The sequence below is a fragment of the Streptomyces sp. NPDC005533 genome (genome assembly GCF_042871845.1).
GTDB lineage: Bacteria > Actinomycetota > Actinomycetes > Streptomycetales > Streptomycetaceae > Streptomyces.
On sequence record NZ_JBIAJH010000017.1, the window covers coordinates 128723 to 153119 of the forward strand.

A 24397-nucleotide genomic window follows, 5' to 3' on the forward strand; every position below is an offset into this window, starting at 1 on the left:
CGCTCCTCCCGTCAGGCCCGGCCGTCAGGCCGGGCCTGACGTGCTCCCGACCCGTACCGGCCGGCGCAGCAGGTAGGCCGCCGCCCCCGAGACGAGCACGGCCATGCAGGCGATGAAGACCAGACCGGCGCCCTCCAGGCCGAGCGGGTCGGCCAGCAGTCCTACGCCGATCACCGGCACCGAGATGCCCGCGTACGCCACCACGAACAGCGTCGAGATCACCGCCGCGCGCCGGTCCGGTGGCGAGGCGGCGGCCACCGCGGACAGCGCCCCGCGGAAGGCGAGGCCCTGCCCGGCGCCGCCGACGAGCGCGCTCGCCACCACCAGCGCCAGCAGGTCCCACACCAGCGCGCCCGCGAGCAGCGCCAGCCCGGCGAGGAGCCCGGCGCAGCCCAGCGGGAGCGAGCGCCCCACCCCGACCCGGCCGACCGCCAGCTGTCCGGCGGTCGAGGCGAAGAAGGCCAGGGCGACGACCGTCCCGCTCACGGCGCGGTTGTGCACGTCCAGGGACTGGGCGAGGAACGCCGGGCTGACCGAGGTGAACACCCCGAACAGGGCGAAGCCCACGAACGCGGCGGTCGCCGCGGGCGCGAACACCGCCCGCACCTGCGGCGGCAGGCCGGGCCGCTGCGGTCGTACGGTGCGCAGCGGCCGCAGCTCCGTCACGGTCTCCGGCAGCCCCAGCAGGACGCCGGCCGAGGCCGCCACCAGGACGAGGTGCACGGCGAAGGTCAGGTAGAGGGGCCAGGGGGCGTACTGCGAGAGCACCCCGGCGAGCAGCGGACCGCAGCCCAGCCCGCCCATGTTGGCGGCCGTCGCGACGAGCGTGGCCCGCGAGGCGCCGCCGCGGGGTGCCAGCTCCATCACGTACGCCGTCGCCGCGCCGGTGAACAGCCCGGCGGACAGCCCCGACAGCAGCCGTCCCGCGTACAGCCAGCCCATGCCGGTGGCGCACAGGAAACAGACGGCACTGGCCGCCGCGAAACCCAGGCCGACCAGCAGCACCGGCCGTCGGCCGACGGCGTCCGAGGCGCTGCCCGCGAGCAGCAGTACGCCGATCACCCCGAAGGCGTACACGGCGTACACCACGGTCACCATCAGCTCGGAGAACCCGAACTTCTCCTGGTAGAGGCCGTAGAGGGGGGTCGGCAGGGTAGTGCCGGCCATGCACACGGCGAAGACCGCCCCGCCGAGCAAGCACTGGCGCCACGTTCGGCGATCACCGTCCATGCCGCCGACGGTAACCCGGCGGCCGTGGCCCGGCGCGCCGGGCGGGACCCGCCCCTCAGGGCCGGCCGGCGTGCAGCTCCAGCGGGCCGGTGCCCGTGTCGCGGGCGGTCAGGCAGGCGGTGATCTGGCGTCGGAGGGCCGGTTTGACCAGGCCCGACAGCTCGGCGGGCGGCACGGCGCGCCACTGGAGGAGTTCGGTGTGGTCGAGGCGGATCCGGGCGAGGACGGCGGCGTCGAGGACGCCGCCGTCGTAGAGGAAGCGGATGCGTGCCGGACGGCCGGGCTTGTGCGACCAGTTCACGGCGAGCAGCCGGCCCGGGGCGAGGCCGAGGCCCAGTTCCTCGTGGACCTCCCGCCGGGCGGCGGCGCGCGGCGTCTCGCCGAGGTCGCTGTCGATGCCGCCGCCCGGCAGGTTCCAGCGGTCGCTGCGGCCATACGCGGGCTGCACCAGCAGGACCCGGCCGTCGGCGGCGGTGAACACCACGCTCGCGGCGGTCACGGCCTTGGGCCGGCTGGCCCGGTGGCTGGCCGAGTCGAGGGCGCCGGAGTGTTCCAGGGCGAGCCGCCGGGCCGGGTCCAGGCCGGCCGGGGAGCCGGGCTGCGGCACGCCGTCGACGAGGTGGGCGAAGGAGCCGGTGTGCAGGGCGGCCAGACCCGCCCGCAGCCGGGGCGCGACGCGGGCCGGCAGGACCTCGCAGGCCTCCTGCGGCCGCAGCCAGCGCGCCTCGGTGACCCCGCCGTCCCGGAAGGAGAGCGCCGCGGCCTCCTCCGGGGTCAGCGGCCCGACGAGGTGCAGGTGGACGACGAGGGCGCGGTCGAGTGCCCCGGGCGGCCGGGAGTCGACCGCCAGCAGCCGGCCGGCGGGCAGGTGGAGGTCGAGGTCCTCGCGCAGGGCGCGGGCCAGCCCGGCCTCCGGGGTCTCGGCGGCCGAGACGGCGCCGCCCGGGAGCTCCGGATCCGCCCTGGCCGCGGTGGACAGGACGAGGACCCGCCCACGGGTGTCGAGCACGATCCCGGTGGCGGCCACGAGCGGGGCCGGCCGGGCGGCGTGGTACGCGCGCACCGCGTCGGGGGAGGGGCGGTCGGGCACAAGAACTCCTGGCATCGGGTGGTCGGGCGGTCGCCCTCGGGTCGGCAGGTCGGCGGGGCGTCGGGGCGTCGGCAGCAGCACTATGCCGGGCTCCCGCCGACGACCCGCGTCGACATGCGGCTCAGGCGCGGGCCAGCAGCAGGCCGCCCATGGTGACCATGGTCGCCGCGACGAGCCCGTCCATGATCCTCCAGGCCGAGGGCCGGGCGAGCACGCCGCTCAGCAGCCGGGCCCCGTACCCCAGGCTGGTGAACCAGGTCAGGCTCGCGAGGACGGCCCCGATGCCGAAGGCCCAGCGCAGGTCGCCGCGGTCGGCGGCGAGGGAGCCGACGAGCAGGACGGTGTCGAGGTACACGTGCGGGTTGAGCCAGGTCATCGCCAGACAGGTCAGCACGGCCCCGCGGGCGGATCCGGCGGCGGCCCCCTCAGCGGTGAGGGCGGCCCCCGGGGTGGGACGCAGCACCCGGCGGGCGGCCAGGACCCCGTAGCAGACGAGGAAGGCGCCTCCGGCCAGGCCGACCGCGGTCAGGGCGGCAGGCCAGGCGGTGACGAAGGCACCGACACCGGCGACGCCGAGGGCGATGAGGGCCGCGTCGGAGAGTGCGCAGATGGCGACCACGGCGAGGACCGCATGGCGGCGCGCGCCCTGGCGCAGGACGAAGGCGTTCTGCGCGCCGATGGCGACGATCAGGGAGAAGCCGGTGCCGAAGCCGGCGAGGGCCGCGGTGAGGATGCCGTGTGTCATGTCGTCGACCGTAGGCAGCGCAGCCGATTCAGTACAGCTAATGATTTTTACGTACCATTAGTGCTCGTGATGGACGAGCTTCCCCTGGACCAGGTGCGCACGCTGCTCGCGGTGGTGGACGAGGGCACCTTCGACGCGGCGGCCGCCGCCCTGCACGTGACGCCCTCCGCGGTCAGCCAGCGCGTCAAGGCGCTGGAGCAGCGGACCGGGCGGGTCCTGCTCCTGCGGACGAAACCGGTGCGGGCGACGGAATCGGGGGAGGTGGTGGTCCGCTTCGCGCGGCAGCTGGCCCGGCTGGAGCGGGACGCGCGCTCCGAGCTGGGCATGGCCGAGGGGACGGGCCCGGTGCGGCTGCCGATCGCGGTGAACGCGGACTCCCTCGCCACCTGGTTCCTGCCGGCGCTGACCCGCGTGCCCCAGGACCCGCCGGTCTCCATCGAACTGCACCGCGAGGACGAGTCGCACACGACGGCGCTGCTGCGGGAGGGGCAGGTGATGGCGGCGGTGACCTCCTCGCCGGACCCGGTGGCGGGGTGCAGCGTACGGATGCTGGGCCTGGCGCGGTACCTGCCGACGGCCAGCCCCGGGTTCGCCGCCCGGTACCTGACCGGGGCGCCCGAGCGGGACCTGCGGGAGGCGCCGACCATCGTGTTCGACCGGAAGGACGACCTCCAGGACGCCTTCGTCCGGTCGCTGACCGGCGACGCGGCGGCCGTGGCGGGAAGGGTGCGGCACTACGTTCCGACCTCCGAGGGGTTCCGGGACGCGGTGGTCGCGGGACTGGGGTGGGGGCTGGTGCCGGAGCAACAGGCAGGCCCGCTGGTGCGGACGGGGAAACTGGTGCTGCTGGAACCCCTGAGGCCCCTGGACGTACCGCTGTACTGGCAGCAGTGGAAGCTCGACTCGCCGGCCCTGTCCACAGTGGCGCAGGTGATCGCGGTGGCGGCCGGGGAGGCGCTGCGCAGCCCCGCACACCGGGGGCTCTAAGCTGCGGGCCATGGAGTCCTACACGATCGGACAGGCGGCCCGGCTGCTCGGCGTCAGCGTCGACACGGCCCGTCGCTGGGCGGACGCGGACCGGTTCCCCACCCGCCGGGAGGGCACGCGGCGGATGGTGGACGGGCCGGACCTGGCCGCGTTCTGCGTCGAGGCCGCGCGAGAGGCCGCCGAGGGCGAGGACGCCCCGTACACCTCGGCGCGCAACGCCTTCCCCGGGATCGTGACCGGCGTGAAACTGGGCACGGTCGACGCGCAGGTGGAGATCCAGGCCGGCCCGCACCGCGTCGTCTCGCTGCTGACGCGCGAGGCGGTGGAGGAGCTCGGGCTGGAGGTGGGCGCGCGGGCCACGGCGCGCGTGAAGTCGACGAGCGTGTTCATCGACCGCCTCTGAGCCCTGACGGGGGACGTCCCGGAGGCGATGGCAGACTGGCCGCTGATCCGCCGAAGGGGAGTACGTCCTTGTCCATGTTCAGCAACCTGCGCCGGGCCGTTCGCCGCAGCTACCGCCGTGCCGTCGACCTCAGCCACCCGGCCCGCTCCCCGCTCGGCAGCGCGGTGGTCAACTGCATCGTCTACCGCGACGGCGTGCGCCAGGCGGACTGCGCCGAGGTGGAGGAGGCGCTGCGCCGGGTCCGCAAGGCGGGCGACGGCTTCGTCTGGATCGGCCTGCACGAGCCGTCGCAGTCCGAGCTCGCGGGGCTCGCCGAGCTCTTCGGCCTGCACCCCCTCGCGGTCGAGGACGCCGTGAACGCGCACCAGCGCCCGAAGGTGGAGCGGTACGACGACACGCTGTTCTCCGTGTTCAAGACCGTGCGGTACGTGGAGCACGAGGAACTGACCGCGACCAGCGAGGTGGTGGACACCGGCGAGCTGATGGCGTTCACCGGTGAGGACTTCGTCATCACCATCCGGCACGGCGGCCGCGGCACCCTCGGCCCCGTCCGCGAGGAGCTGGAGGCCTCCCCGGACCAGCTGGCCAAGGGGCCCGCGGCGGTCCTGCACGCGATGGCCGACCACGTGGTCGACGACTACGTGGCCGTGACGGACGCCGTGCAGAACGACATCGACGCCGTCGAGACGGCGGTGTTCAGCGAGAACGGCGGCCGCGGCGACGCCGGCCGGATCTACCAGCTCAAGCGTGAACTCCTGGAGCTGCGGCGGGCGGTGGCGCCGCTGAGCCGTCCCCTGGAGCAGCTGGCCACGCAGCCGATACCGGTCATCCCGCCGGAGATCCGGGCGTACTTCCGCGACGTAGCCGACCATCTGACCCGGGCCACCGAGCAGATCGGCGCCTACGACAACCTCCTCGACTCCATCCTCCAGGCGCACCTCGCGCAGGTGACCGTCGCCCAGAACGAGGACATGCGCAAGATCACGGCGTGGGCGGCCATCGTCGCCGTCCCGACCATGGTCTGCGGGGTGTACGGCATGAACTTCGACCACATGCCCGAACTGCACTGGACCTACGGCTATCCGCTCGTCCTCGGTGTCATGGCCCTGGCCTGCTTCGTCATCCACCGCGGCTTCCGCCGCAACGGCTGGCTCTGACCGGACGGGTCCATTCCCTGTGGTGCGCACGGGTCTTGAGCTGTCGTCAGCTCTGGTAGTAAAGTTTCCTAACGAAGTCGGGACGCCTCAACTACCCCACGGAGGCCTTGTGTTCACCCCCCACCGCAAGACGCTCGCGATCGGCGCGCTGCTCGGCAGCGCCCTGCTCGCCGTCCCCCTCGCCGCCCACGCCACCGCGGCCCCCGCCCCCACGGCGCAGACCGTGGCGGCAGCGGCCGCAGGGCTCGACGATCCGGCGAAGAAGGAGATCGCCATGAAGATCGTCTCCAGTGCGGAGAACTCCTCGCTGGACTGGAAGGCGCAGTACAAGTACATAGAGGACATAGACGACGGTCGCGGCTACACGGCCGGCATCATCGGCTTCTGTTCCGGCACCGGCGACATGCTCGACCTCGTCGAGTACTACACGCAGGTCAAGCCCGGCAACGTCCTCGCCAAATACCTTCCCGCCCTGCGCAGGGTCGACGGCACGGACTCGCACGCCGGCCTCGACCCCAACTTCACCAAGGACTGGGCGAAGGCCGCCCAGGACGCCGAGTTCAAGAAGGCCCAGGACCACGAGCGCGACCGGGTCTACTTCAACCCGGCCGTGCAGCAGGGCAAGTCCGACGGGATCGGCGTGCTCGGCCAGTTCGTCTACTACGACGCCATCGTCATGCACGGTGACGGCACCGACTCCACCAGCTTCCGCAACATCCGCAAGCGCGCCCTGTCCAAGGCCAAGCCCCCGTCCCAGGGCGGCAACGAGACCGCGTATCTCAACGCCTTCCTCGACGCGCGGGTCTGGGCCATGAAGCAGGAGGAGGCGCACAGTGACACCAGCCGGGTCGACACCGCCCAGCGGGTCTTCCTCAAGAAGGGCAACCTGAACCTCAACACCCCGCTCGACTGGAAGGTCTACGGGGACTCGTTCCACATCGGCTGACGGCCGATCGCCCGCCGCGGCCCGGGAGGGGAGCTCTTCCCCGTCCGGGCCGCGGTGTCGCGGCGCGGTAACGATGTGGATAACGATCCAGGCGGCTGCCGGGCTGTCAAGTGGGCCCATGGTGCGGACGTTTCGGGTGACTTCGGACAACACGGTTCTGAAGTGTCCCGAACTCGTAACCGTGGTGCCGGAAATCGGGCACCCTGGCCGATTTGGCTCCGCGTCAACTGGCTTGACCGTGACGTAAAGGGGGCATAAGTTCTGCCCCGGCTTGCTCCAGCAGGACGGGCCGACCAACCGTCCTCTGGGGGGACCCCATGAACTACTACGTAGACGTTCTGAAGAAGTACGCCGTCTTCTCGGGCCGCGCCCGCCGCCAGGAATTCTGGATGTTCTTCCTGTGCAACCTGGCCGTCTCGATCGTCATCGGGATCATCGACACCGTCATCGGTGCCAACAGCATCCTCTCCGGCCTGTACAGCCTGGCGGTCCTGCTGCCGTTCCTCGGTCTCGCGGTCCGTCGTCTGCACGACACCGACAAGTCCGGCTGGTGGCTCCTGCTGTACTTCATCCCGATCCTCGGCTGGATCGCGCTGATCGTGATGTGGGCCCTCGAGGGCAACGCGCAGCCGAACGAGTACGGCCCGAACCCGAAGGCCGTCATGGCCTGATCTGGCCCCTGGGTCAGTAAGCCTGAGCGCCGTCCCGGCTGGAAACAGCCGGGGCGGCGCTTTCGCCGTTCCGAGGGCCCGGGCGTGACACGCGTCTCCCGCACTGGCGGCAGGGGGCTGTCCAGACCGGCCCGATCACGAGATATCTTGATGTCGAGCAATGTTGCAGACGAGAGACGCAGACTGTGGAGCGGAGCATCCGGTGACTGACTCGACCATCATCTACACGCACACTGACGAGGCCCCGGCCCTCGCGACGTATTCCTTCCTGCCTGTGATCCAGGCGTACGCGTCGACGGCCGGTGTGAATGTCGAGACCCGTGACATCTCCCTGGCCGGTCGGATCATCGCCAGCTTCCCCGAGCACCTGGAGGAGAGCCAGCGGATCGCCGACGCCCTCCACGAGCTCGGTGAGCTGGCGAAGACCCCCGAGGCCAACATCATCAAGCTGCCCAACATCTCGGCGTCGATCCCGCAGCTCAAGGCCGCGATCGCCGAGCTCCAGGGCCAGGGCTACGCCCTCCCGGACTACCCGGACGACCCGAAGTCCGACGAGGAGCGCGAGATCCGCGCGCGCTACGACAAGGTCAAGGGCAGCGCCGTCAACCCGGTCCTGCGCGAGGGCAACTCCGACCGCCGCGCCCCCGCCTCGGTGAAGAACTACGCCAAGGCGCACCCGCACCGCATGGGCGCCTGGACCCCCGAGTCGAAGACGAACGTCGCCACCATGGGCGCCAACGACTTCCGCTCCACCGAGAAGTCCGCCGTGATCGCCGAGGCCGGCACGCTCCGCATCGAGCACGTCGCCGCCGACGGCGCCACCACCGTGCTGCGCGACTCCGTACCGGTCCTCGCCGGCGAGGTCGTGGACGCGTCCGTCCTGCACGTCGACGCCCTGCGCACCTTCCTGAACGACCAGATCGAGCGTGCCAAGGCCGAGGGCGTGCTCTTCTCCGTGCACCTCAAGGCCACGATGATGAAGGTCTCCGACCCGATCATCTTCGGTCACGTGGTCCGCGCCTTCCTCCCGAAGACCTTCGCCCGCTACGGCGAGACCCTCGCCGCCGCCGGCCTGTCGCCCAACGACGGCCTCGGCGCCATCCTGAACGGCCTCGGCGCGCTGCCCGACGGCGACGCGATCAAGGCGTCCATCGACGCCGAGATCGCCGAGGGCCCGGCCCTGGCGATGGTCGACTCCGACAAGGGCATCACCAACCTGCACGTGCCGTCCGACGTCATCGTCGACGCCTCCATGCCGGCCATGATCCGCACCTCCGGCCACATGTGGGGCCCGGACGGCGCCGAGGCCGACACCCTCGCCGTCCTCCCGGACAGCAGCTACGCCGGCGTCTACCAGGTCGTCGTCGACGACTGCCGCGCCCACGGCGCCTTCGACCCGGCCACGATGGGCTCGGTGCCGAACGTCGGCCTCATGGCCCAGAAGGCCGAGGAGTACGGCAGCCACGACAAGACCTTCGAGATCGCCGCCGCGGGCACCGTCCGCGTCGTCGACGCCGCGGGCAACACGGTCCTGGAGCAGGAGGTCGCCGCCGGCGACATCTTCCGCGCCTGCCAGACCAAGGACCTGCCGATCCAGGACTGGGTCAAGCTCGCCGTCACCCGCGCCCGCGCCACCGGCGTGCCGGCCGTCTTCTGGCTGGACGAGGACCGCGCGCACGACGCGCAGCTGATCGCCAAGGTCAAGACGTACCTCGCCGACCACGACACCGACGGTCTCACCATCGAGATCCTCTCCCCGGTCAAGGCCACCGCGTACTCCCTGGAGCGCATCCGCCGCGGCGAGGACACCATCTCGGTGACCGGCAACGTGCTGCGCGACTACCTGACCGACCTCTTCCCGATCCTGGAGCTGGGCACCAGCGCCAAGATGCTGTCGGTGGTCCCGCTGATGAACGGCGGCGGCCTCTTCGAGACCGGCGCCGGCGGCTCGGCCCCGAAGCACGTCCAGCAGCTCGTCAAGGAGAACTACCTCCGCTGGGACTCCCTCGGTGAGTTCCTCGCGCTGGCCGTCTCCTTCGAGCACCTCGCCACCACCACCGGCAACGCCCGCGCCCAGGTCCTCGCGGACACCCTGGACCGCGCGACCGGCACCTTCCTCAACGAGGACAAGTCGCCGAGCCGCAAGCTGGGCGGCATCGACAACCGCGGCAGCCACTTCTACCTCGCCCTGTACTGGGCGCAGGAGCTGTCCCGCCAGACCGCCGACCCGAAGCTGGCGGCCGCCTTCGACCCGCTGGCCAAGACGCTGGCCGAGTCCGAGGAGAAGATCGTCGGCGAGCTGATCGCGGTGCAGGGCTCCCCGGCCGACATCGGCGGGTACTACCAGCCCGACGCCACGAAGGCCGCGGCGATCATGCGCCCGTCCGCGACCTTCAACCAGGCGATCGCGACCCTGGGCTGATCCCGGCCCCGCGCAGTCGTACGTGTTCCGCCCCGGCCGGCCTCGCGCCCGGCCGGGGCGGACCCGTATCCCGGCCCCGGTGCGCCGGGCCCGCGCAGCGGCTCAGAGGTGGTGGATCCGTTCCTGGTCGAACGCGAGCGGGGAGCGGCCGGCGGCGAGGATCCGCAGCCCCGGGGCCACGGACAGCAGGTTCCGCAGCCAGGCCAGGGCGTCCGGGCCGAGCTGTTCCGCGCCGTCCAGGACGAGCAGCATGTCCCGTTCGGCCAGCCACGAGGCGGCGTTCGCCGTTCCGCGGGGGAGGGCGCGCGTGCCGGGTGGGCAGCCCGGCTCGGCCCTCGGCCCGGCCGTCAGCTCCGCCGTGAGTTCGCGGAGGCCGTAGCCCCCGTGGAGCGGGTCCATGGCGACGACGGCCACCCCGTCGTAGAAGTTGGACGCGAGGCGTCGCGCGATCTCCCGCACCAGCAGGCTCCGCGGCTCGCGCAGGCCGCCCGCCACGGTGAGCACCCGTCCCCGCCGGACGGCGGTGAGCAGGCGGGACATCTCGGCGGAGGTCGCCGGAAGCGTTCCGCTCGACAGGGATTCCCTCATCGGCACGATGCCCCCCATTGCATGCGTGACCAAGTGCGGCAAGAGGGTTCGTTCGAGCCGCGTGACGACGATTATGCGCCACTTGTGCCGCAAGACCAGGGGAATGTCGCATTCCGGCAAGGAGGTCTTCAGCCCCGCAGGTCACGAACCGCTGGGCCTGGTCGGATATCCCCCTCCGATCCCCTCCAGCTCACGCAGAAGCCGGTCCGGCGGCTTGCCGACGGGCGGGGGACGCCTCTTCCATCGGGCCCCTGGAGAACGCCGGCGTCGCCCCGCGTCGGCGCGGCGGCGTAGTTCCGGTGGTCCGGGTGACGTAGGTGCCCGGGCCGGGGCACTTGGGAACGGTTGTCCGCACGCCGGTATTGGGCTCTACTGCTGTGCAGCCCCCGCTCGGGGCATATGCGCGGGAGGGACGAGCATGACAGCGGACCGGCGAACGGAGCACGGGACGGGGCACGGGAGGGGCCGCGGGAGGCGGCGCCCGACCCGCACGGCCGGCGTACCCGGCGTGCCCGGCGTGCCCGGCGTGCACCGGCCCGTGTCGCACCGGCGTCGGCCGGTCTTCCGCGGCCGAAGACCGCTGCTCGCCCTGCTGCTCTCCGCCTTCTTCCTGGTGGGTGTCTGCGCGGCCACCGGCATCGCCTGGGACCCCCTCGACGGGACGTCCGTACAAGGCGGTTCGGTCCCGCCCGTCGACGTCCCCCGGGCCACCGGGCCCGTCGGCGGCGCCACGGCCGGCGCCACCGAGCCGGGCACCCCGTCGCCGGCCGGCACCCCGGCCCCCACCAAGGGCGCGGCCGCGAAGGGCAACCCCCGGGGCGCCGTGGACACCGGGGCCGAACGCCCCTCCGGCGCCCTGCCCTTCGACATGCCGCAGCCGGCCGTCCTGCGCTCCGGCGAAGCGGGCAAGAAGCTGGTGTTCGCCCACTACTTCACGCCGTACCCGCTGTCCCTCGACAACGCGAGCGCGGACAACGACTACTACACCCGCAACTACCTCGACCCCGACGGCGAGAGCGGGAAGCACGGCAGGTACGGCGGGCTGCTGCGCGACCGGCCCCTGCCCGTGGCGCCGAAGAGCGGCGACTGGGAGTACGCCAACCTCCAGCAGGAGGTGCGCACGGCCCGCGCGGCGGGCATCGACGGCTTCACCCTCGACCTGCTCTCCCTCTCCGGCAAGAACTGGGACCGCTCCAACCTGCTGATGGCCGCGGCCCGTTCCGTGGACCCGGCGTTCAAGATCATGCTGATGCCGGACATGACCTCGCTGAAGACCGACGACCCCCGCGAGCTCGCGACGGCGATCGCGACGCTCGCCGACGCCCCCGCCGCGCACCGGCTCCCCGACGGCCGGCTCGTCGTCTCCCCGTTCAAGGCGGAGACGAAGGGCGTGGCCTGGTGGACCGAGGTGATCGGCGCCCTCAAGTCCGACCACGGCATCCGTACCGCCTTCGTCCCGCTCTTCCTCGACTTCGGTGCCCACAGCGCCGAGTTCGCCCCGATCAGCCACGGGTTCTCCGAATGGGGCAGCCGCAGCTACGTCGGCCAGGAGAGCTCCACGCGCGACGTGCAGCGGGCCCACGACATGGGCAAGATCTGGATGCAGCCCGTGTCGGTCCAGGACGCCCGCCCCAACCAGGGCATCTACGACGAGGCCGGCAACACCGCGACGCTCCGCTCCACCTGGACGCACGCCATCGAGGACGGCGCGGACTGGGTGCAGCTCACCACCTGGAACGACTACTCCGAGGGCAGCCAGTTCGCACCCTCCCTGCACAACGGGTACGCCTACCTGGACCTGACCTCGTACTACCTGACCCGGTTCAAGACGGGCAGCCGGCCCACCATCGTCCGCGACACCCTGTACCTCACCGCGCGCACCCAGTTCGCGAACGCCGACCCGACGGGCGACCAGTCGCTGGTGATGTCGCTGCGCAAGGGCAGCGCCCCGCCCCGGGACACGGTGGAGGTGCTCAGCTTCCTCTCCGGCCCCGCCACCGTCCGTACGACCGTCGGATCCGTGAAGGGCAGCCATGAGGCCCCCGCCGGGATCCACTCCCGGCTGCTGCCGCTGAAGGCGGGCAGCAGCTCGGCGCACGCCGTCCGCGACGGCGAGGCCACGGCGAAGGTCGACCTGCCGTACCGGGTCGACCCCACGGTGGAGGTCCAGGACCTCCAGTACTACGCGGCGACGAGCGGCCGCGAGCCGTAGACGCAAACCTCGGCCCCGCCGGCGTTCGCGGCGCGGGGCCCCCGGGCGGAGGGTCCGGAGGAGGGGCCGGGGGAGGGCCCGGGGCGGCGCCCCTCGGGGCCCGCGCGGCAGCGCGGCCGTCGGCGGCGGTCTACCGGCCGTGGCGGCCGCCGGGAGATGATCCGGGCGACACCCGCGCCGCACCCCCGGAGGTCGCATGCCCGCGCCGACCCGCTCCGCCCCTTCCCCCGCCGAGCCGCCCGCAGGGTTCCCCGGCGGGCCCGCCCTGTTCCGCCTGGACCCCCGCGTCGCCCACCTGAACCACGGCTCCTTCGGAGCCGTCCCCCTCCCCGTCCAGGAGACCCAGGCCGCGCTGCGCGCCGAGGCGCACGCCGATCCCGACGCCTTCTTCCTCTCCGTCCCGGACCGCCTCGCCGCGGCCCGCGCCCGGATCGCCGCGCACCTGGCGGCCGACCCCGACGGGCTCGCGTTCGTCTCCAACGCCACCGAAGGCGCCAACCTCGCCCTCGACGCCGTCCCGCTCGCCGACGGCGACGAGATCCTGGTGACCGACCACGGCTACGGCACCGTCGTCGCGGCCGCCGCCCGCCGCGCCCCGGTCACCACCGTCGCCCTCGATCCCCACCTGCCCGACGAGGACGCCGTACGCGAGACGGTACTGGCCGCGCTGACGCCCCGTACACGGGTGGCCGTGCTCGACCAGGTCAGCTCACCCACCGCCCGGATCATCGCCTCCCCCCGGCTCCTCGCCGACCTGCGGGAGCGCGGGGTCACCACCGTCGTCGACGGCGCGCACGCCCCCGGCATGCTCGCCGACCCCCTCGCCGGCGGCGCGGACTTCTGGTTCGGGAACCTCCACAAGTGGGGGTACGCCCCCTCCGGCAGCGCGGTCCTCGCCGTCGCCCCGCAGCACCGCCCCCGCGTGCGCGCGCTCGTACCGTCCTGGGAGGACCACCACGGCTTCCCGCGCTCCGTCGAGAACCGCGCCACCGCCGACTACACCGGCTGGCTCGCCGCCCCCGACGGACTGGACCTGATCGAACGCCTCGACGCGGCCAAGGTCCGGGCCCACAACAGCGCCCTCGCCGCCCACGGCGCGGCGCTGCTCGCCGACCTGCCGGGGCTCACGCCCCTCCCGCACACCGACGGCCTCGCCATGCGCGCCCTGCTGCTGCCGCCGGGCGTCGCCGAGACCCTGGACGACGCCTGCGCCCTGCGCGAGGAGCTCGCGGCGCGACTGCGCGTCCGGGTGCTGATCTGGCCCCGGCCGGGCGGCGGCGGCATCCGCGTCTGTGGGCAGATCTACAACCGGCCCGAGGAGTACGCCCGCCTCGCCGCGGCCCTGCCCGAGTACCTCGACCGGGCCGTCAGCCGCGCCTGAGCAGGTACGTGTCCATGATCCAGCCCTTGCGGGCGCGGGCCTCGGTGCGCAGCTCCTCGATCCGCCCCGCGACCTCCGCGAGCTTCCCCGAGACCAGGATCTCGTCCGGGGTGCCGACGTAGGCCCCCCAGTAGATGTGGAGGTCCTGGTCGAGGTGGGCGGTGAAGGCGTGGCGCGCGTCCAGCATCACGACCACGTCGTCCACGTCGTCCGGCCAGCCCTCGGCGAGCCGGCGCCCGGTGGTGATCTGGACCGGGCGCCCGACCCGGTTCAGATTGGTCCGGTGCCGCGCGAGCAGCGCGGAGACGCTGCTGATGCCCGGCACGACCTCGTGCTCGAAGGCCACCCGGCCGTGTTCCAGCACCTCGTCGAGGATCGCGAGCGTGGAGTCGTAGAGCGAGGGGTCGCCCCACACCAGGAACGCCCCGGTCTCGCCCTCCGCGAGGTCCTCCGCGATGAACCGCTCGAAGATCTCGGCGCGCGCGCTGCGCCAGCCGTCCACCGTCGGTGCGTAGTCGGCGGGGGCCCGGTCCCGGTCCGGGTCGCGGCCCTCCACCAGCCGGTGGCCGGGCCGGGCGTGCGCGTCGAGCATCGCCCGCCGCAGCCCGGTCAGGTCCGACTTCTCCTCGCCCTTCTCGAGGATGAGGAATGCGTCCGCCGCGCCGATCGCCCTGACCGCCTGGAGGGTCAGGTGGTCCGGGTCGCCCGCGCCTATGCCGATCACTGAGAACTTCTTCACCCGGCTATTCTGCCCGTCATGCGCGTCGCCCTGTTCGTCACCTGCGTCAACGACGCGCTGTACCCGCGCACCGGCGTCGCCGTCGTACGTCTGCTGGAGCGCCTCGGCGTCGACGTGGACTTCCCGACGGCCCAGAGCTGCTGCGGGCAGCCGCAGTACAACACCGGCTACCGGCACGAGACGGAACCGCTCGTCCGGCGTACCGCGGAGGCCTTCGCCGGCTACCCGTACGTGGTCACCCCCTCCGCCTCCTGCGCCGCGATGATCCGCGAGCACTACCCGCGCATCGGCCGGAAGGCGGCGGCGGAGGGCCGCGGCAGCGCGCTGGCGCAGGCCGCCCGGTCCCTGGCGCCCCGGGTATACGAGCTGACCGAGTTCCTGGTCGACGTGCTCGGGGTGACCGACGTGGGCGCCTACTTCCCGCACACCGTCACCTACCACCCCTCCTGTCACGGCCTGCGCGGTCTTGGCCTCGGGGACCGGCCGCGCCGCCTGCTGGCCGCCGTCAAGGGCCTGGAACTGGTCGAGCTGCCGGGCGCCGAGGAGTGCTGCGGATTCGGCGGCACCTTCGCCGTCAAGAACCCGGACGTGTCCACCGCGATGGGCACCGACAAGATCACGGCCGCCACGGCCACCGGCGCGCAGGTGCTGTGCGGGGCGGACAACTCCTGCCTCGCCCACCTCGACGGGCTGCTGCGCCGCGCGGACGCCCCGCTGCGGGCCGTGCACCTCGCGGAGATCCTGGCCGCGACCGAGGAGGAGCCGCTGTCGTGACCGGAGTCGACCTGGGCATGCCCGCCTTCCCCGCCTTCCCCGGGGCGGCCCGCGAGGCCGTACGGGACGGGGTGCTGCGCGCCAACCTCCGGCACGCCACGCACACCATCCGCGACAAGCGGGCCCGGGCCGTCGCCGAACTGGCCGACTGGGACCGGCTGCGCGCCGCGGGCAAGGCAGTCAAGGACCACACCCTGCGCCACCTCGACCGCTACCTGCTGCAGTTGGAAGCGGCGGTGACGGCCGCCGGCGGCACCGTCCACTGGGCCGCCGACGCGGACGAGGCCAACCGGATCGTCACCGACCTCGTCCGCGCCACCGGAGAGCGGGAGGTCGTCAAGGTCAAGTCCATGGCCACCCAGGAGATCGGGCTCAACGAGGCCCTGGAGGCCGCCGGGATCACCGCGTACGAGACCGACCTCGCCGAACTCATCGTGCAGCTCGGCCACGACCGCCCCTCCCACATCCTGGTCCCCGCCATCCACCGCAACCGGGCCGAGATCCGCGACATCTTCCGCGCCGAGATGGGGAAGTGGGGACGGCCCGCGCCCGAACCGCTCGGCGACGACCCCCGGGAACTCGCCGAGGCGGCGCGGCTGCACCTGCGCGAGAAGTTCCTGCGCGCCAAGGTCGCCGTCTCCGGCGCCAACTTCATGGTCGCCGAGACGGGCACCATGGTCGTCTTCGAGTCCGAGGGCAACGGCCGGATGTGCCTGACCCTGCCCGAGACCCTGATCTCGGTCGTGGGCGTGGAAAAGGTCGTCCCGACCTTCCGGGACCTGGAGATCTTCCTCCAGACCCTGCCGCGCTCCTCGACGGCCGAGCGGATGAACCCGTACACGACGATGTGGACCGGTCTGGGCCCTTCGAAGGGGGCGGACGGCGACGGTCCCGCCGCCTTCCACCTCGTCCTCCTCGACAACGGCCGCACCGACACCCTCGCCGACGAGACCGGCCGGCAGGCCCTGCGCTGCATCCGCTGCTCCGCCTGCCTCAACGTCTGCCCGGTCTACGAACGCGCCGGCGGCCATGCGTACGGCTCCGTCTACCCCGGCCCCATCGGCGCCATCCTCAGCCCCCAACTGCGCGGCACGGGCAGCGAGATCGACGCCTCGCTGCCCTACGCCTCCACCCTGTGCGGCGCCTGCTACGAGGTCTGCCCGGTCGCCATCGACATCCCCGAGGTCCTCGTCCACCTGCGCGAACGGGTGGCCCAGGGCGGCCCCGTGACCCGGGACGGCGTCCGCGTACGGATCCGCCCGGCCCACGGTCACACGGCCGAACGGGCCGCCATGCGCGCCGCCCGGCTGCTCCTGGACCACCCGGGCGCACTGCGTGCGGGGGAGCGGCTGCTGGCCCGCGCCCGCCGGCTGGCGCCCCGCCGGCTCCCCGGCCCGGGGCGCGCCTGGACCGACAGCCGCGACCTGCCCGCCGTACCCGCCGAATCCTTCCGCGACTGGTGGGCCCGAGAACGGGGGAACCCGCAGTGACGAGCAAGGACCGCATCCTGGCCCGCATCCGCCGGGCACTGTCGGAGCCGGAGCGGCCGTCCGGCGCGGAGCCCGTCGGGGACGTCCCGCGCGACTACCTCCACGTGCACGCCGACCGCACCCCGGCCGAGAGCGCCGACCTGCTGGCCGCGCACCTGTCCGAATACCGGGCGAAGGTCCACCGCACCGACGGGGCCGGCCTCCCGGCGCTCCTCGCCCGACTGCTCGCCGCGCGCGGAGCCCGGACCGTCCTCGTCCCGCCCGCCCTGCCCGCGCACTGGCTCGCGGCCGCCGACGCCGCCCTCGTCCCGGACCGCGCCGAGTCCACCCCGTACGAACTGGACGCCGTCGACAGCGTGGTGACCGGCTGCGCCCTGGCCGTCGCCGAGACCGGCACGATCGTCCTGGACGGCGGCCCGGACCAGGGCAGGCGCCGCATCACCCTGATCCCCGACCACCACGTCTGCGTGGTCCGCGTCCCCGAGCAGCTGGTCGACTCCGTTCCGCAGGCCCTCGCCCGCCTCGACCCCACCCGCCCGCTGACCTGGATCTCCGGCCCCTCGGCGACCAGCGACATCGAACTGGACCGGGTGGAGGGCGTCCACGGCCCCCGCACCCTGGAGGTCGTCCTCCTCGGCGCACAATAGGGCCATGCCCTCCCACATCGCCCTCACCGCCCTGGTCGTCAACGACTACGACGAGGCCATCGACTTCTACACCCGCGCCCTCGGCTTCGACCTCGCCGAGGACACCGCCCGCCCGGACGGCTCCCGCTGGGTCGTGGTCCGCCCGCCCGGCGCCACCGAAACCGCCCTGCTGCTGGCCCGCGCCAAGGACGAGGCCCAGCGCTCCCGCGTCGGCGACCAGACCGGCGGCCGCGTCGGCTTCTTCCTCTACACCGACGACTTCGCGCGCGACCACGCCCGGATGACCGCCGAGGGCGTCCGCTTCCTGGAGGAGCCGCGCCACGAGACGTACGGCTCCGTCGCCGTCTTCGAGGACCTGTACGGCAACCGCTGGGACCTACTCCAGCCCGCCGCCGGCTAGCCGCGGCGCCTCCCGTACGGGATCGACCGCCGAACCGCGGCCTTCCGCCGACCCGTGGTCCTGGGCCGAACCGCGGTCCTCGGCCGACCCGCGGTCCTCCGCCGAACCGCCGCCCTGCGCCGAACTGCCGCCCTCCACCCGCCCGGCCAGCTCCCGCGCCCACCGCACCAGCCCCGGCACGTCGATCCCGTACGGCCCCGCGTCCAGCCCCTCGATCCCGGCGGCGCCGCGCCGCAGCAGCCGCGCCCCGCCGACCGCGTTCCCGCGCGCGGCGTGCGTCAGTCCGACCGCCAGCTGCGCCAGCCCCCGCCAGAGCGGGGCGTCAACCGCGGGCCCCGACTTCCAGGCGTCCTCGAACACCTCGTGGGCGTGGAACGGCATCCCCGCGTCCAGCAGCCGCTGCGCCTCCCGCACGGTCTCCCCGGGCGAGCGCACCACCCCCTCCGGCTGCCGCTCCACCCCGGCCTCCCCGTACGGCAACGGCCGCCCCAGCCCGTCCCGGGGCCGCGCACTGCGCGCCCGCCCTTCCACATCCCGATCCCGTGCGTTCACCACCCCATCCTCCCCTCCGGGGGTCACCCGTGCATGCACACCCCTCAGCGTGGGGTAATGTTCTGCATGTGCCACCGAGCAGGGGAAACCCCAGGTCGCAGGCACATCGGGACGTGGCGCAGCTTGGTAGCGCACTTGACTGGGGGTCAAGGGGTCGCAGGTTCAAATCCTGTCGTCCCGACTTTGCTTTGAGCAGGTCGGAGGTCGTTCTCTCATCCGTGAGAGAACGACCTTTCGTGCGTCCGGGGCCACGCCGGGCGGCTCGCGTCGGCGCCGGCCTTCTCGGCTCCGGTGAGGGTGCGCGATGGCTTCGCGGGCGGCCTGCCGGGTGGGGGTTGAATGCCGCAGCGTCATGGAGACCACGGCGAGGGGGACGCCGGCGGTGATGGTGATGGTGGCGGCCAGGTGCCGCAGGTCGTGGACGGTGATCCGCGGGACATCCACATCCTCGGACAGTTGATGAAGGCGGTCGAGGACGTGGTGGGGCCGAGAGGTCGGCGGTCGGGTCGGTGAGCGGAGCGTCAGGGTCACTCCGCGTGCGGGTCGTTGTGATCGCGCGGGGCCGGAGGGCGGTGGCGACGCGCGGTGAGATGGCGACCCAGCCTCGGCTGGAGCGGGTCTTCGTTGCCGTGATGAAGGTGGGTGCTGTCGAGGGCGGAGGGAGGTTGGCTCGGGAGATCGACGGGCTCCGTGTCAGGCCGGCCGGCGCCGGGACCAGGATGTGCCACGCCCACGCGACCTTGAAAGGCCAGTCCTGCTCCCCACTGGCCAGGCCGTAACGAGCGGTCCGCAGTCATGCAACCGGCTGCTGCGCCGAGACCTCATCCGGGTGGAGGCGGCCGAGCTCCGGCGGCTCTACGACGAACAGCACGCCAGTGACACCACCCGCCGGTGGCTCCAGCGCTCCCTGGACCTGGAGGAGGCGCGTCTCGACCTCGCCAGCGGAGGCCGACAGCCATTGATCAGGGCGCCGTATGAGGGGCGTCAAGACGGTGAGCCCACTCGACGTACGCGCAGGTGCCGTGTCTATGATCACGAGCAGGTCAAGGGGGAGGACACGGGACGTGTCTGGGGAGTTCGAGAGTGAGAGGGGCGCGTTACGCGCCCGCTCTGCCAATCAGCAAGCGGACATGCGGTTGAACGGCACGGGTGCTCCCGCAGGTCCACTCGCACCAGGGGGATCGGGGACCTTCGGGTCGACACCGGTCGAGAAGACGGCGGCGGCGAACACGATCGAGACCGAGCTGGAGCCGCACACCAAGACGGCCACGAAGCACGCGGACGAGGCGACCACCACCGCCGTGAAGGGTTTCGACGGCTGGAACACCGTCTCCGGCTTGAAGAAGCTCGCGGACACGTGGGACAAGCAGGTCAAGGTCCTGGTGGGCCGTCTCGGCTCCGAGAAGAGCGCCCTGCGCGGCGCATCGGGCCTGTTCGTGCGCAACGGCTCAGGTCTGGGTGACCAGTTCCGGCCGATCGGTCAGTCCCGGCTCAACGGGATCCAGGGGCACTGGTGCTGACCTACTACGAAGTGATGACCACGGACCTGGATCTGCTGACAGCGGCCGCCGACAAGTGGGATTCCATGGCCGGCGAGTTGAAGAAGGTCGAAACCCGCTACGGCGACAGCATCCAGAAGATCACCATGGGTCAGAACTGGACCGGTATCAGCGTCGGTGTGGCCCATACGAGCTTCGCGGCCACTCGCTACGAATATTCCGCCGCGCAGATCCAGGCCAAGGCCGTCGCGAGCCTCCTGCGCGATGCGCATCGTCGTCGGCGACTGGGACAACCGTGCCCGCCACGTCGGTGAGGTCTTCGGAGCGATGAACGCGATCGGTTCCGACATCACCCTCGACGACCGCGACACCAAGATCGGCACCATGAACGACGCCGCCCGGTACGGTTACCACGGCTTCGGTGGACTCTTCACCCAGTTCCCGATCATCGGCGACCCGGCACAGCGATTGATCGACGCCGCCACCTACGAATGGTCGAAAGACGTCGCGGCGGAGCACGAGGCCATGGCGCTCAAGAAGGAGAGCAAGGACGCCGCAGCCGGCGTGGGCGCGACGAACTCCTTGATCGACTCTTTTGCTACAGGGCAGGGCGCCAACGGGTCCGTGGCTCACGAACATGCCAAGGGCGAGGCCAAGCAGAGTTACATCACCGGACGCGAGGACGCCTACTCCGCCCTCCGAACAAGGAAGTAGAGCACCGTGACCACGTCCCCGCAGCGGGTGGCCACGTTCCCGCGCACGGTGCTCGCCGCCGCCGTTGCCGCCATGGCCGTAGTGGGCGGTCTGCATCTGTGGCTGAACACGAACACGTTCGGCGACTCCGCCCTCTGCGGGGGCGTGGTGTCGGCCCATGACGCCGAAGCCGTACTCACCGGCGCGGGCAGGATCACCAGCCGTCCGGGCGCGCTGAGCGGGTCGGACGACGGCAGGACCCGGTTCGACTGCGTCATCGAGCGCAGCGCAGCCGCGCAGCCGGGATCCGTCACGCAGAAGCTCTTCGTCCGCGGAACGAGCGAACGCGGCGACTTCGCCTTCACCGGCGGCACCTGGCCTGACGCCTCGACGGCGTCGTTCTTCCCGGGCGGGGGCGTCGCCCCCGGCCGCGCCTGGGTCCAGCTCCCGGCGGCCTGTACGGACAGTCAGGCGGGTCTGGTGTGGGGAAGCGCCGCCGAGACCGCGGACTCCGAGAAGTTGGTCCGCTTGCTGACCGGCGCCGCGAACCGGATCAGCGCCCGGGCCGGCTGCACCGCGCCCGCCCCGCTTTCGGCCCCCGACCGCATCGCCCCGGCGGCGGAGCAGCGACCGGCCGCCGCGGGCAGCGTGTGCGCCCTGCCCGGCTTCACACTCCCTGCCGTCCTGAGGGAAACCGTCCAGGACTCAGGTGCCACCTGGGCATGCCGAACGGCGACCGGGGAGGGTGCGAAGCAGACCTATGTCACCTTCTCCGCGACCCAGGACCCCGCCGCCATCTCAGGAATACGCAAGTCGAAGGGTTTCTCGGGGCAGGGCTTCGACGCCACCCACACCCTCTCCGATTGTTCGGGCAAGCCCACGTACTTCGCCATGGAGACCGGCACCCGGTACACCGAATCCCTCGGCGCAGGCGCACCCGCTCCCCAGGACCTGTTCACCGCCTTCACCAAGGCGGCCGCAGCGAAGTTCGGCTGCGCCACGTCGTAGCGGCCCGCAGACAGCACGGTCGTCCCTCCGAAGCGCCAGTTCATCCTCCGACGGCACCCCCGCGGTGGATGAGCCCCGGCTGCACCTGCTCGGCGCACGCAGGTGAGGGGGGCTGCACCACTCTGAAGAGGACCTTGTGCTTGTTGACATAGAACGGGTCGGCGCGCTTGAGCTCGGCGCGGACGCTCGCGCCCAGCGTGAGGGGCGTGTCGGACGTGATCTTGCCCATGACGGCGGGCTCCGCCAGGTGCGCCGTGCCCTCCTTCGGACTGCCGGCTTCCTTTTCGGTGTTGATGATCGTGACGTCGAAGACCTCGCCCAGGCGGTTCTTCAACACCGCGGCCTCCGCCAGGTCCACCGATTCGCGGTCGGCCACCTTGCCCTTCCCCCGCTCCATGTCGCAGGGCAGGCAGTACAGGGCCTCCAGCACCCAGTCCGGCGGTGGCTTCCCGGCGCACGCGGCCACGCACAGTTCACCGGCGTACCGGTCGACCAGGCGCCGGAGCGGAGCCGTGCAGTGCGCGTAGGGGGCCGCGATGGCCGCGTGGTGCTTGTCGTCCGGGATCTGGTGGTCGCGGAAGACGGTGTACTTCGCCTTGAGCAGCATCGCCGTGGCTTCGCTGAGGAAGGCCATGTGCTGGTGGTCGTGCGGATCGAGCTTGCGCACCAGCTGGGCGTACGTGAGGCCGGCCGGCCAGTCGATGCCCAGGGACGCGGCGTTTTCGTGCACGCGCTGTACGACGTCCTGATCGGACGTCTCCTTCTGCGTCCGCAGGATGCCGGTACCGCTGTCCAGCATGATCTGGGCCGCCGCCATCCCGGTCATGAGGGAGATCTGCTCGTTCCAGCCCTCCACGGGCAGCGTGGCCACGTAGCTCAGCTGGAACGTTCCGTCCTTGAGGGTGACCTCCTGGTCCGGCAGGTTCACCGAGATCCCGCCACGGTCTGCCTCGACGGCCTCCAGCAGCTTGCCGATCTCGCGCAGCAGCAAGATGGAGTCATGGGCCGTTCCGGCGTCGATGTCCTGCTGGACGCCCTGGTAGTTGAGCTTCGCCTGGCTGCAGACCTTTGCGCGGCGCACGGACGAGGCGGTGACCTTGCCGTAGGCGTCGAGGTCGTGCTGCCACAGCAGGGCCGGAACGACCCGGCCGGGCAGCAGGCTCGCCGGTCCCTCGGAGATGACCGGCGGGTACAGGGGGACCTTGAGGTCGGGGAAGTACAGCGTCTCGATCCGGTCGTGGGCCTCGGCGTCCAGCGGCCTGCCGGCCTCGACGAAAGCGGCCACGTCGGCGATGGCGTAGTACACGCGGTAACCGCCGCCGGCCCGCCGTTCCAGGTGCATGGCCTGGTCGAGGTCCATGGACTGCGGCGGGTCGATCGTGAACAGCGGCAGGTCGGTGCGGTCCTCGGCGGCCGGCTGCCGTTTGGCCGCGGCCTCGTCGGCCGCCGCGAGCACGCGCTTGGGGAACTTCGTGGGGATCTTCAGTTCCGTCCGGAGTTCCTGCAGCGCGGACAGCAGGACGGCCTGCGCCTCGTCGGACATGTGCATCTGGCGGCGTCGCATGCCCCGAGCGTAGATCTGGGGCCACAGGCGGGCACGGTGAGCGTGTCCGGTCGGGGGAGGCGCTGCAACCACGCATGGTGATCGCCTCCGGGAGGCGGAGCGGAGTGCCGCTCGGACGGCGAGCTCAGCTGGTCGTGAGGACCATGCGGAAACGGGCCGCACCCGAAAGCATCTTCCGGTAGGCGTCCTCGGCCTCTGTCAGCGGCACGGTCTCCACCATGGGACGAATGCCGTGCAGAACGCTGAACGCCATGGTGTCCTGCACGTCCCGTGCGCTGCCGGACGGGTGCCCGCGTACGGTCCTGCCGCGCATGATCAGCTGGAGCGGGCTGACGCCCAGCGGGTCGGGGCTCGCTCCGATGACGACGAGTTCGCCCCGGTGCGTCATGCCGTCGACCGTTGCCGCGATGGCCTCGGAGCTTCCGGCCGTGGCCAGTACGGCCCTGGCACCGCCCAGGGACAGGAGGGAATCCGCGACCGGTGTCGGCCCCGTGCTGTCGATGTAGTGGTGCGCTCCCAGTTGCTTGGCGAACTCGGCCTTCTCCGTACCTCGGGCGATGGCCACGGTCTCGAAACCCATGGCCACGGCATACCGGACCCCCAGGTGACCGAGGCCACCGAGGCCCAGGACGGCCACGACGTCGCCGGGCCGGGCGGAGCTGCGCCGCAGACCGTTGTACGTGGTGACGCCCGCGCAGGCCATGGGTGCGGCGTCGGACGCCTGCAGGGCGTCGGGGATCCGGGCCAGGGCGTCGATCGGGGCGATCAGGGCCTCGGCGAACCCTCCGTCGTAGGAGTAGCCAGGGATCTTGAGGTTGTCACAGACGATGTAGTCGCCCTGCCGGCAGGGGGTGCAGTGACCGCAACTCCCTCCGAACCAACCCACCGTGACCCGGTCTCCCACGCTCCAGTTGCCGGCCTCGGCTCCTTCTCCGAGTTCCTCGATGCGCCCGGCGACTTCGTGGCCCGGAACCAGGGGGAACCGCGTGCCGGGCATGCCGCCGGTCACGAAGACGGCGTCGCTGTGGCAGATTCCGCAGGCCTCGACGGCGATCCGTACGTGACGGGGGCCCGGACGCGGTACCTCGCGCTCGACGATCCGGAAGGGTCCGTTCGCGGTGTCGACCTGCGCGGCTCGATAGGTGCTCATGCGTTTCTCCGGTGCCGAGAGCGGGTTGCGGGCGCGGTCCTTCAGAGGC

At 72.2% G+C, this 24397-nt stretch carries 24 protein-coding genes and 1 tRNA gene; 17 read left to right on the forward strand and 8 right to left on the reverse strand.

Translation table 11 applies throughout. From position 1 onward, the window contains the following. Window positions 1-24: 24 nt before the first annotated feature. From ACFYP3_RS19300 to ACFYP3_RS19310, 3 genes are all read right to left on the reverse strand, one after another. Entirely contained in the window at window positions 25-1230 is a 1206-nt protein-coding gene (locus ACFYP3_RS19300; RefSeq protein WP_388833683.1) for an MFS transporter, read from the reverse strand. Window positions 1231-1285: 55 nt separating this feature from the next. Continuing rightward, complete coding sequence (locus ACFYP3_RS19305) at window positions 1286-2320, reverse strand: NUDIX domain-containing protein (protein WP_388833686.1); 1035 nt, start codon at window positions 2318-2320, stop codon at window positions 1286-1288. Between the two features lie 121 nt (window positions 2321-2441). Further along, entirely contained in the window at window positions 2442-3065 is a 624-nt protein-coding gene (locus ACFYP3_RS19310; protein WP_388833689.1) for a LysE/ArgO family amino acid transporter, read from the reverse strand. 69 nt (window positions 3066-3134) lie between these two features. On the opposite strand from ACFYP3_RS19310, the gene ACFYP3_RS19315 reads away from it, so the two are divergent. From ACFYP3_RS19315 to ACFYP3_RS19340, 6 genes are all read left to right on the forward strand, one after another. Further along, window positions 3135-4052, forward strand: coding sequence for a LysR family transcriptional regulator ArgP (locus ACFYP3_RS19315; RefSeq protein WP_388833692.1), 918 nt, complete (start codon window positions 3135-3137; stop codon window positions 4050-4052). A 10-nt stretch (window positions 4053-4062) separates the two neighbouring features. Next, entirely contained in the window at window positions 4063-4455 is a 393-nt protein-coding gene (locus tag ACFYP3_RS19320; protein WP_388833695.1) for a molybdopterin-binding protein, read from the forward strand. 74 nt (window positions 4456-4529) lie between these two features. Further along, window positions 4530-5612 (forward strand): magnesium/cobalt transporter CorA, encoded by a 1083-nt coding sequence (gene corA, locus ACFYP3_RS19325; protein WP_388833802.1) that lies wholly within the window; start codon window positions 4530-4532, stop codon window positions 5610-5612. 109 nt (window positions 5613-5721) lie between these two features. Next, window positions 5722-6558, forward strand: a complete 837-nt coding sequence (locus ACFYP3_RS19330) for a chitosanase (protein WP_388833698.1) — start codon at window positions 5722-5724, stop codon at window positions 6556-6558. A gap of 317 nt (window positions 6559-6875) precedes the next feature. Beyond that, window positions 6876-7229 carry a DUF805 domain-containing protein gene (locus ACFYP3_RS19335; RefSeq protein ID WP_388833701.1) on the forward strand — a complete coding sequence of 118 codons (354 nt, stop codon included), beginning with the start codon at window positions 6876-6878 and terminating at the stop codon, window positions 7227-7229. Window positions 7230-7431: 202 nt separating this feature from the next. Then, window positions 7432-9651 (forward strand): NADP-dependent isocitrate dehydrogenase, encoded by a 2220-nt coding sequence (locus tag ACFYP3_RS19340; protein ID WP_388833704.1) that lies wholly within the window; start codon window positions 7432-7434, stop codon window positions 9649-9651. 102 nt (window positions 9652-9753) lie between these two features. Here ACFYP3_RS19340 and ACFYP3_RS19345 read toward each other — a convergent pair whose 3' ends face one another. Beyond that, complete coding sequence (locus ACFYP3_RS19345; RefSeq protein WP_388833707.1) at window positions 9754-10245, reverse strand: hypothetical protein; 492 nt, start codon at window positions 10243-10245, stop codon at window positions 9754-9756. 502 nt (window positions 10246-10747) lie between these two features. Between ACFYP3_RS19345 and ACFYP3_RS19350 the strand changes: the two genes are divergently transcribed. Next, a complete protein-coding gene (locus tag ACFYP3_RS19350) occupies window positions 10748-12451 on the forward strand; it encodes an endo-1,3-alpha-glucanase family glycosylhydrolase (protein WP_388833710.1) in 1704 nt (567 codons plus the stop codon). Window positions 12452-12647: 196 nt separating this feature from the next. After that, entirely contained in the window at window positions 12648-13832 is a 1185-nt protein-coding gene (locus ACFYP3_RS19355; RefSeq protein WP_388833713.1) for an aminotransferase class V-fold PLP-dependent enzyme, read from the forward strand. Here ACFYP3_RS19355 and cobF read toward each other — a convergent pair. Further along, a complete protein-coding gene (gene cobF / locus ACFYP3_RS19360; protein ID WP_388833716.1) occupies window positions 13819-14571 on the reverse strand; it encodes a precorrin-6A synthase (deacetylating) in 753 nt (250 codons plus the stop codon). The genes ACFYP3_RS19355 and cobF overlap by 14 nt on opposite strands. A gap of 18 nt (window positions 14572-14589) precedes the next feature. On the opposite strand from cobF, the gene ACFYP3_RS19365 reads away from it, so the two are divergent. Genes ACFYP3_RS19365 through ACFYP3_RS19380 form a run of 4 tightly spaced genes read left to right on the forward strand, consistent with a single transcriptional unit; the run spans window position 14590 to window position 17882 of the window. Next, window positions 14590-15345 carry a (Fe-S)-binding protein gene (locus tag ACFYP3_RS19365; RefSeq protein WP_388833719.1) on the forward strand — a complete coding sequence of 252 codons (756 nt, stop codon included), beginning with the start codon at window positions 14590-14592 and terminating at the stop codon, window positions 15343-15345. Window positions 15346-15362: 17 nt separating this feature from the next. After that, window positions 15363-16835 carry a lactate utilization protein B gene (locus tag ACFYP3_RS19370; RefSeq protein WP_388833805.1) on the forward strand — a complete coding sequence of 491 codons (1473 nt, stop codon included), beginning with the start codon at window positions 15363-15365 and terminating at the stop codon, window positions 16833-16835. Then, a complete protein-coding gene (locus ACFYP3_RS19375) occupies window positions 16832-17482 on the forward strand; it encodes a lactate utilization protein C (RefSeq protein WP_388833721.1) in 651 nt (216 codons plus the stop codon). Before ACFYP3_RS19370 ends, ACFYP3_RS19375 begins: the two co-directional genes overlap by 4 nt. A 4-nt stretch (window positions 17483-17486) precedes the next feature. Continuing rightward, window positions 17487-17882, forward strand: a complete 396-nt coding sequence (locus ACFYP3_RS19380) for a VOC family protein (protein WP_388833724.1) — start codon at window positions 17487-17489, stop codon at window positions 17880-17882. On the opposite strand, the gene ACFYP3_RS19385 is transcribed toward ACFYP3_RS19380, so the two are convergent. Next, window positions 17859-18437: a DUF309 domain-containing protein gene (locus ACFYP3_RS19385; protein WP_388833727.1), complete on the reverse strand. Its 579-nt coding sequence runs from the start codon at window positions 18435-18437 to the stop codon at window positions 17859-17861. The two genes, ACFYP3_RS19380 and ACFYP3_RS19385, sit on opposite strands and share 24 nt — an antisense overlap. A gap of 104 nt (window positions 18438-18541) precedes the next feature. On the opposite strand from ACFYP3_RS19385, the gene ACFYP3_RS19390 reads away from it, so the two are divergent. The 5 genes from ACFYP3_RS19390 to ACFYP3_RS19410 all read left to right on the forward strand — a co-directional run bounded on the left by ACFYP3_RS19390 (window position 18542) and on the right by ACFYP3_RS19410 (window position 21634). Further along, window positions 18542-18615, forward strand: a tRNA-Pro gene (locus ACFYP3_RS19390). A 949-nt stretch (window positions 18616-19564) separates the two neighbouring features. Continuing rightward, window positions 19565-19954, forward strand: coding sequence for a hypothetical protein (locus ACFYP3_RS19395; protein ID WP_388833730.1), 390 nt, complete (start codon window positions 19565-19567; stop codon window positions 19952-19954). Beyond that, a complete protein-coding gene (locus tag ACFYP3_RS19400) occupies window positions 19948-20247 on the forward strand; it encodes a hypothetical protein (RefSeq protein ID WP_388833733.1) in 300 nt (99 codons plus the stop codon). The genes ACFYP3_RS19395 and ACFYP3_RS19400 overlap by 7 nt, the downstream gene beginning before the upstream one ends. Beyond that, on the forward strand, window positions 20198-20647 hold the full coding sequence (locus tag ACFYP3_RS19405) for a hypothetical protein (RefSeq protein WP_388833736.1): 450 nt from the start codon (window positions 20198-20200) through the stop codon (window positions 20645-20647). Before ACFYP3_RS19400 ends, ACFYP3_RS19405 begins: the two co-directional genes overlap by 50 nt. A gap of 6 nt (window positions 20648-20653) precedes the next feature. Next, the gene (locus ACFYP3_RS19410) at window positions 20654-21634 is read left to right on the forward strand and encodes a hypothetical protein (protein ID WP_388833739.1); all 981 of its coding nucleotides are present in this window, start codon (window positions 20654-20656) and stop codon (window positions 21632-21634) included. A gap of 40 nt (window positions 21635-21674) precedes the next feature. On the opposite strand, the gene ACFYP3_RS19415 is transcribed toward ACFYP3_RS19410, so the two are convergent. After that, window positions 21675-23198: an RNB domain-containing ribonuclease gene (locus tag ACFYP3_RS19415; protein ID WP_388833742.1), complete on the reverse strand. Its 1524-nt coding sequence runs from the start codon at window positions 23196-23198 to the stop codon at window positions 21675-21677. Window positions 23199-23322: 124 nt separating this feature from the next. Continuing rightward, the gene (locus tag ACFYP3_RS19420) at window positions 23323-24348 is read right to left on the reverse strand and encodes an alcohol dehydrogenase (protein WP_388833745.1); all 1026 of its coding nucleotides are present in this window, start codon (window positions 24346-24348) and stop codon (window positions 23323-23325) included. Between the last annotated feature and the right edge of the window lie 49 nt (window positions 24349-24397).

Coding starts and splice junctions, on each gene's coding strand:
- ACFYP3_RS19300 (WP_388833683.1), bottom strand. CDS start 1,230: ATGGACGGTGATCGCCGAACGTGGCGCCAGTGCTTGCTCGGCGGGGCG.
- ACFYP3_RS19310 (WP_388833689.1), bottom strand. CDS start 3,065: ATGACACACGGCATCCTCACCGCGGCCCTCGCCGGCTTCGGCACCGGC.
- ACFYP3_RS19315 (WP_388833692.1), top strand. CDS start 3,135: ATGGACGAGCTTCCCCTGGACCAGGTGCGCACGCTGCTCGCGGTGGTG.
- ACFYP3_RS19320 (WP_388833695.1), top strand. CDS start 4,063: ATGGAGTCCTACACGATCGGACAGGCGGCCCGGCTGCTCGGCGTCAGC.
- corA (WP_388833802.1), top strand. CDS start 4,530: ATGTTCAGCAACCTGCGCCGGGCCGTTCGCCGCAGCTACCGCCGTGCC.
- ACFYP3_RS19335 (WP_388833701.1), top strand. CDS start 6,876: ATGAACTACTACGTAGACGTTCTGAAGAAGTACGCCGTCTTCTCGGGC.
- ACFYP3_RS19355 (WP_388833713.1), top strand. CDS start 12,648: ATGCCCGCGCCGACCCGCTCCGCCCCTTCCCCCGCCGAGCCGCCCGCA.
- ACFYP3_RS19365 (WP_388833719.1), top strand. CDS start 14,590: ATGCGCGTCGCCCTGTTCGTCACCTGCGTCAACGACGCGCTGTACCCG.
- ACFYP3_RS19370 (WP_388833805.1), top strand. CDS start 15,363: ATGCCCGCCTTCCCCGCCTTCCCCGGGGCGGCCCGCGAGGCCGTACGG.
- ACFYP3_RS19380 (WP_388833724.1), top strand. CDS start 17,487: ATGCCCTCCCACATCGCCCTCACCGCCCTGGTCGTCAACGACTACGAC.
- ACFYP3_RS19395 (WP_388833730.1), top strand. CDS start 19,565: ATGCGGTTGAACGGCACGGGTGCTCCCGCAGGTCCACTCGCACCAGGG.
- ACFYP3_RS19405 (WP_388833736.1), top strand. CDS start 20,198: ATGCGCATCGTCGTCGGCGACTGGGACAACCGTGCCCGCCACGTCGGT.
- ACFYP3_RS19415 (WP_388833742.1), bottom strand. CDS start 23,198: ATGCGACGCCGCCAGATGCACATGTCCGACGAGGCGCAGGCCGTCCTG.
- ACFYP3_RS19420 (WP_388833745.1), bottom strand. CDS start 24,348: ATGAGCACCTATCGAGCCGCGCAGGTCGACACCGCGAACGGACCCTTC.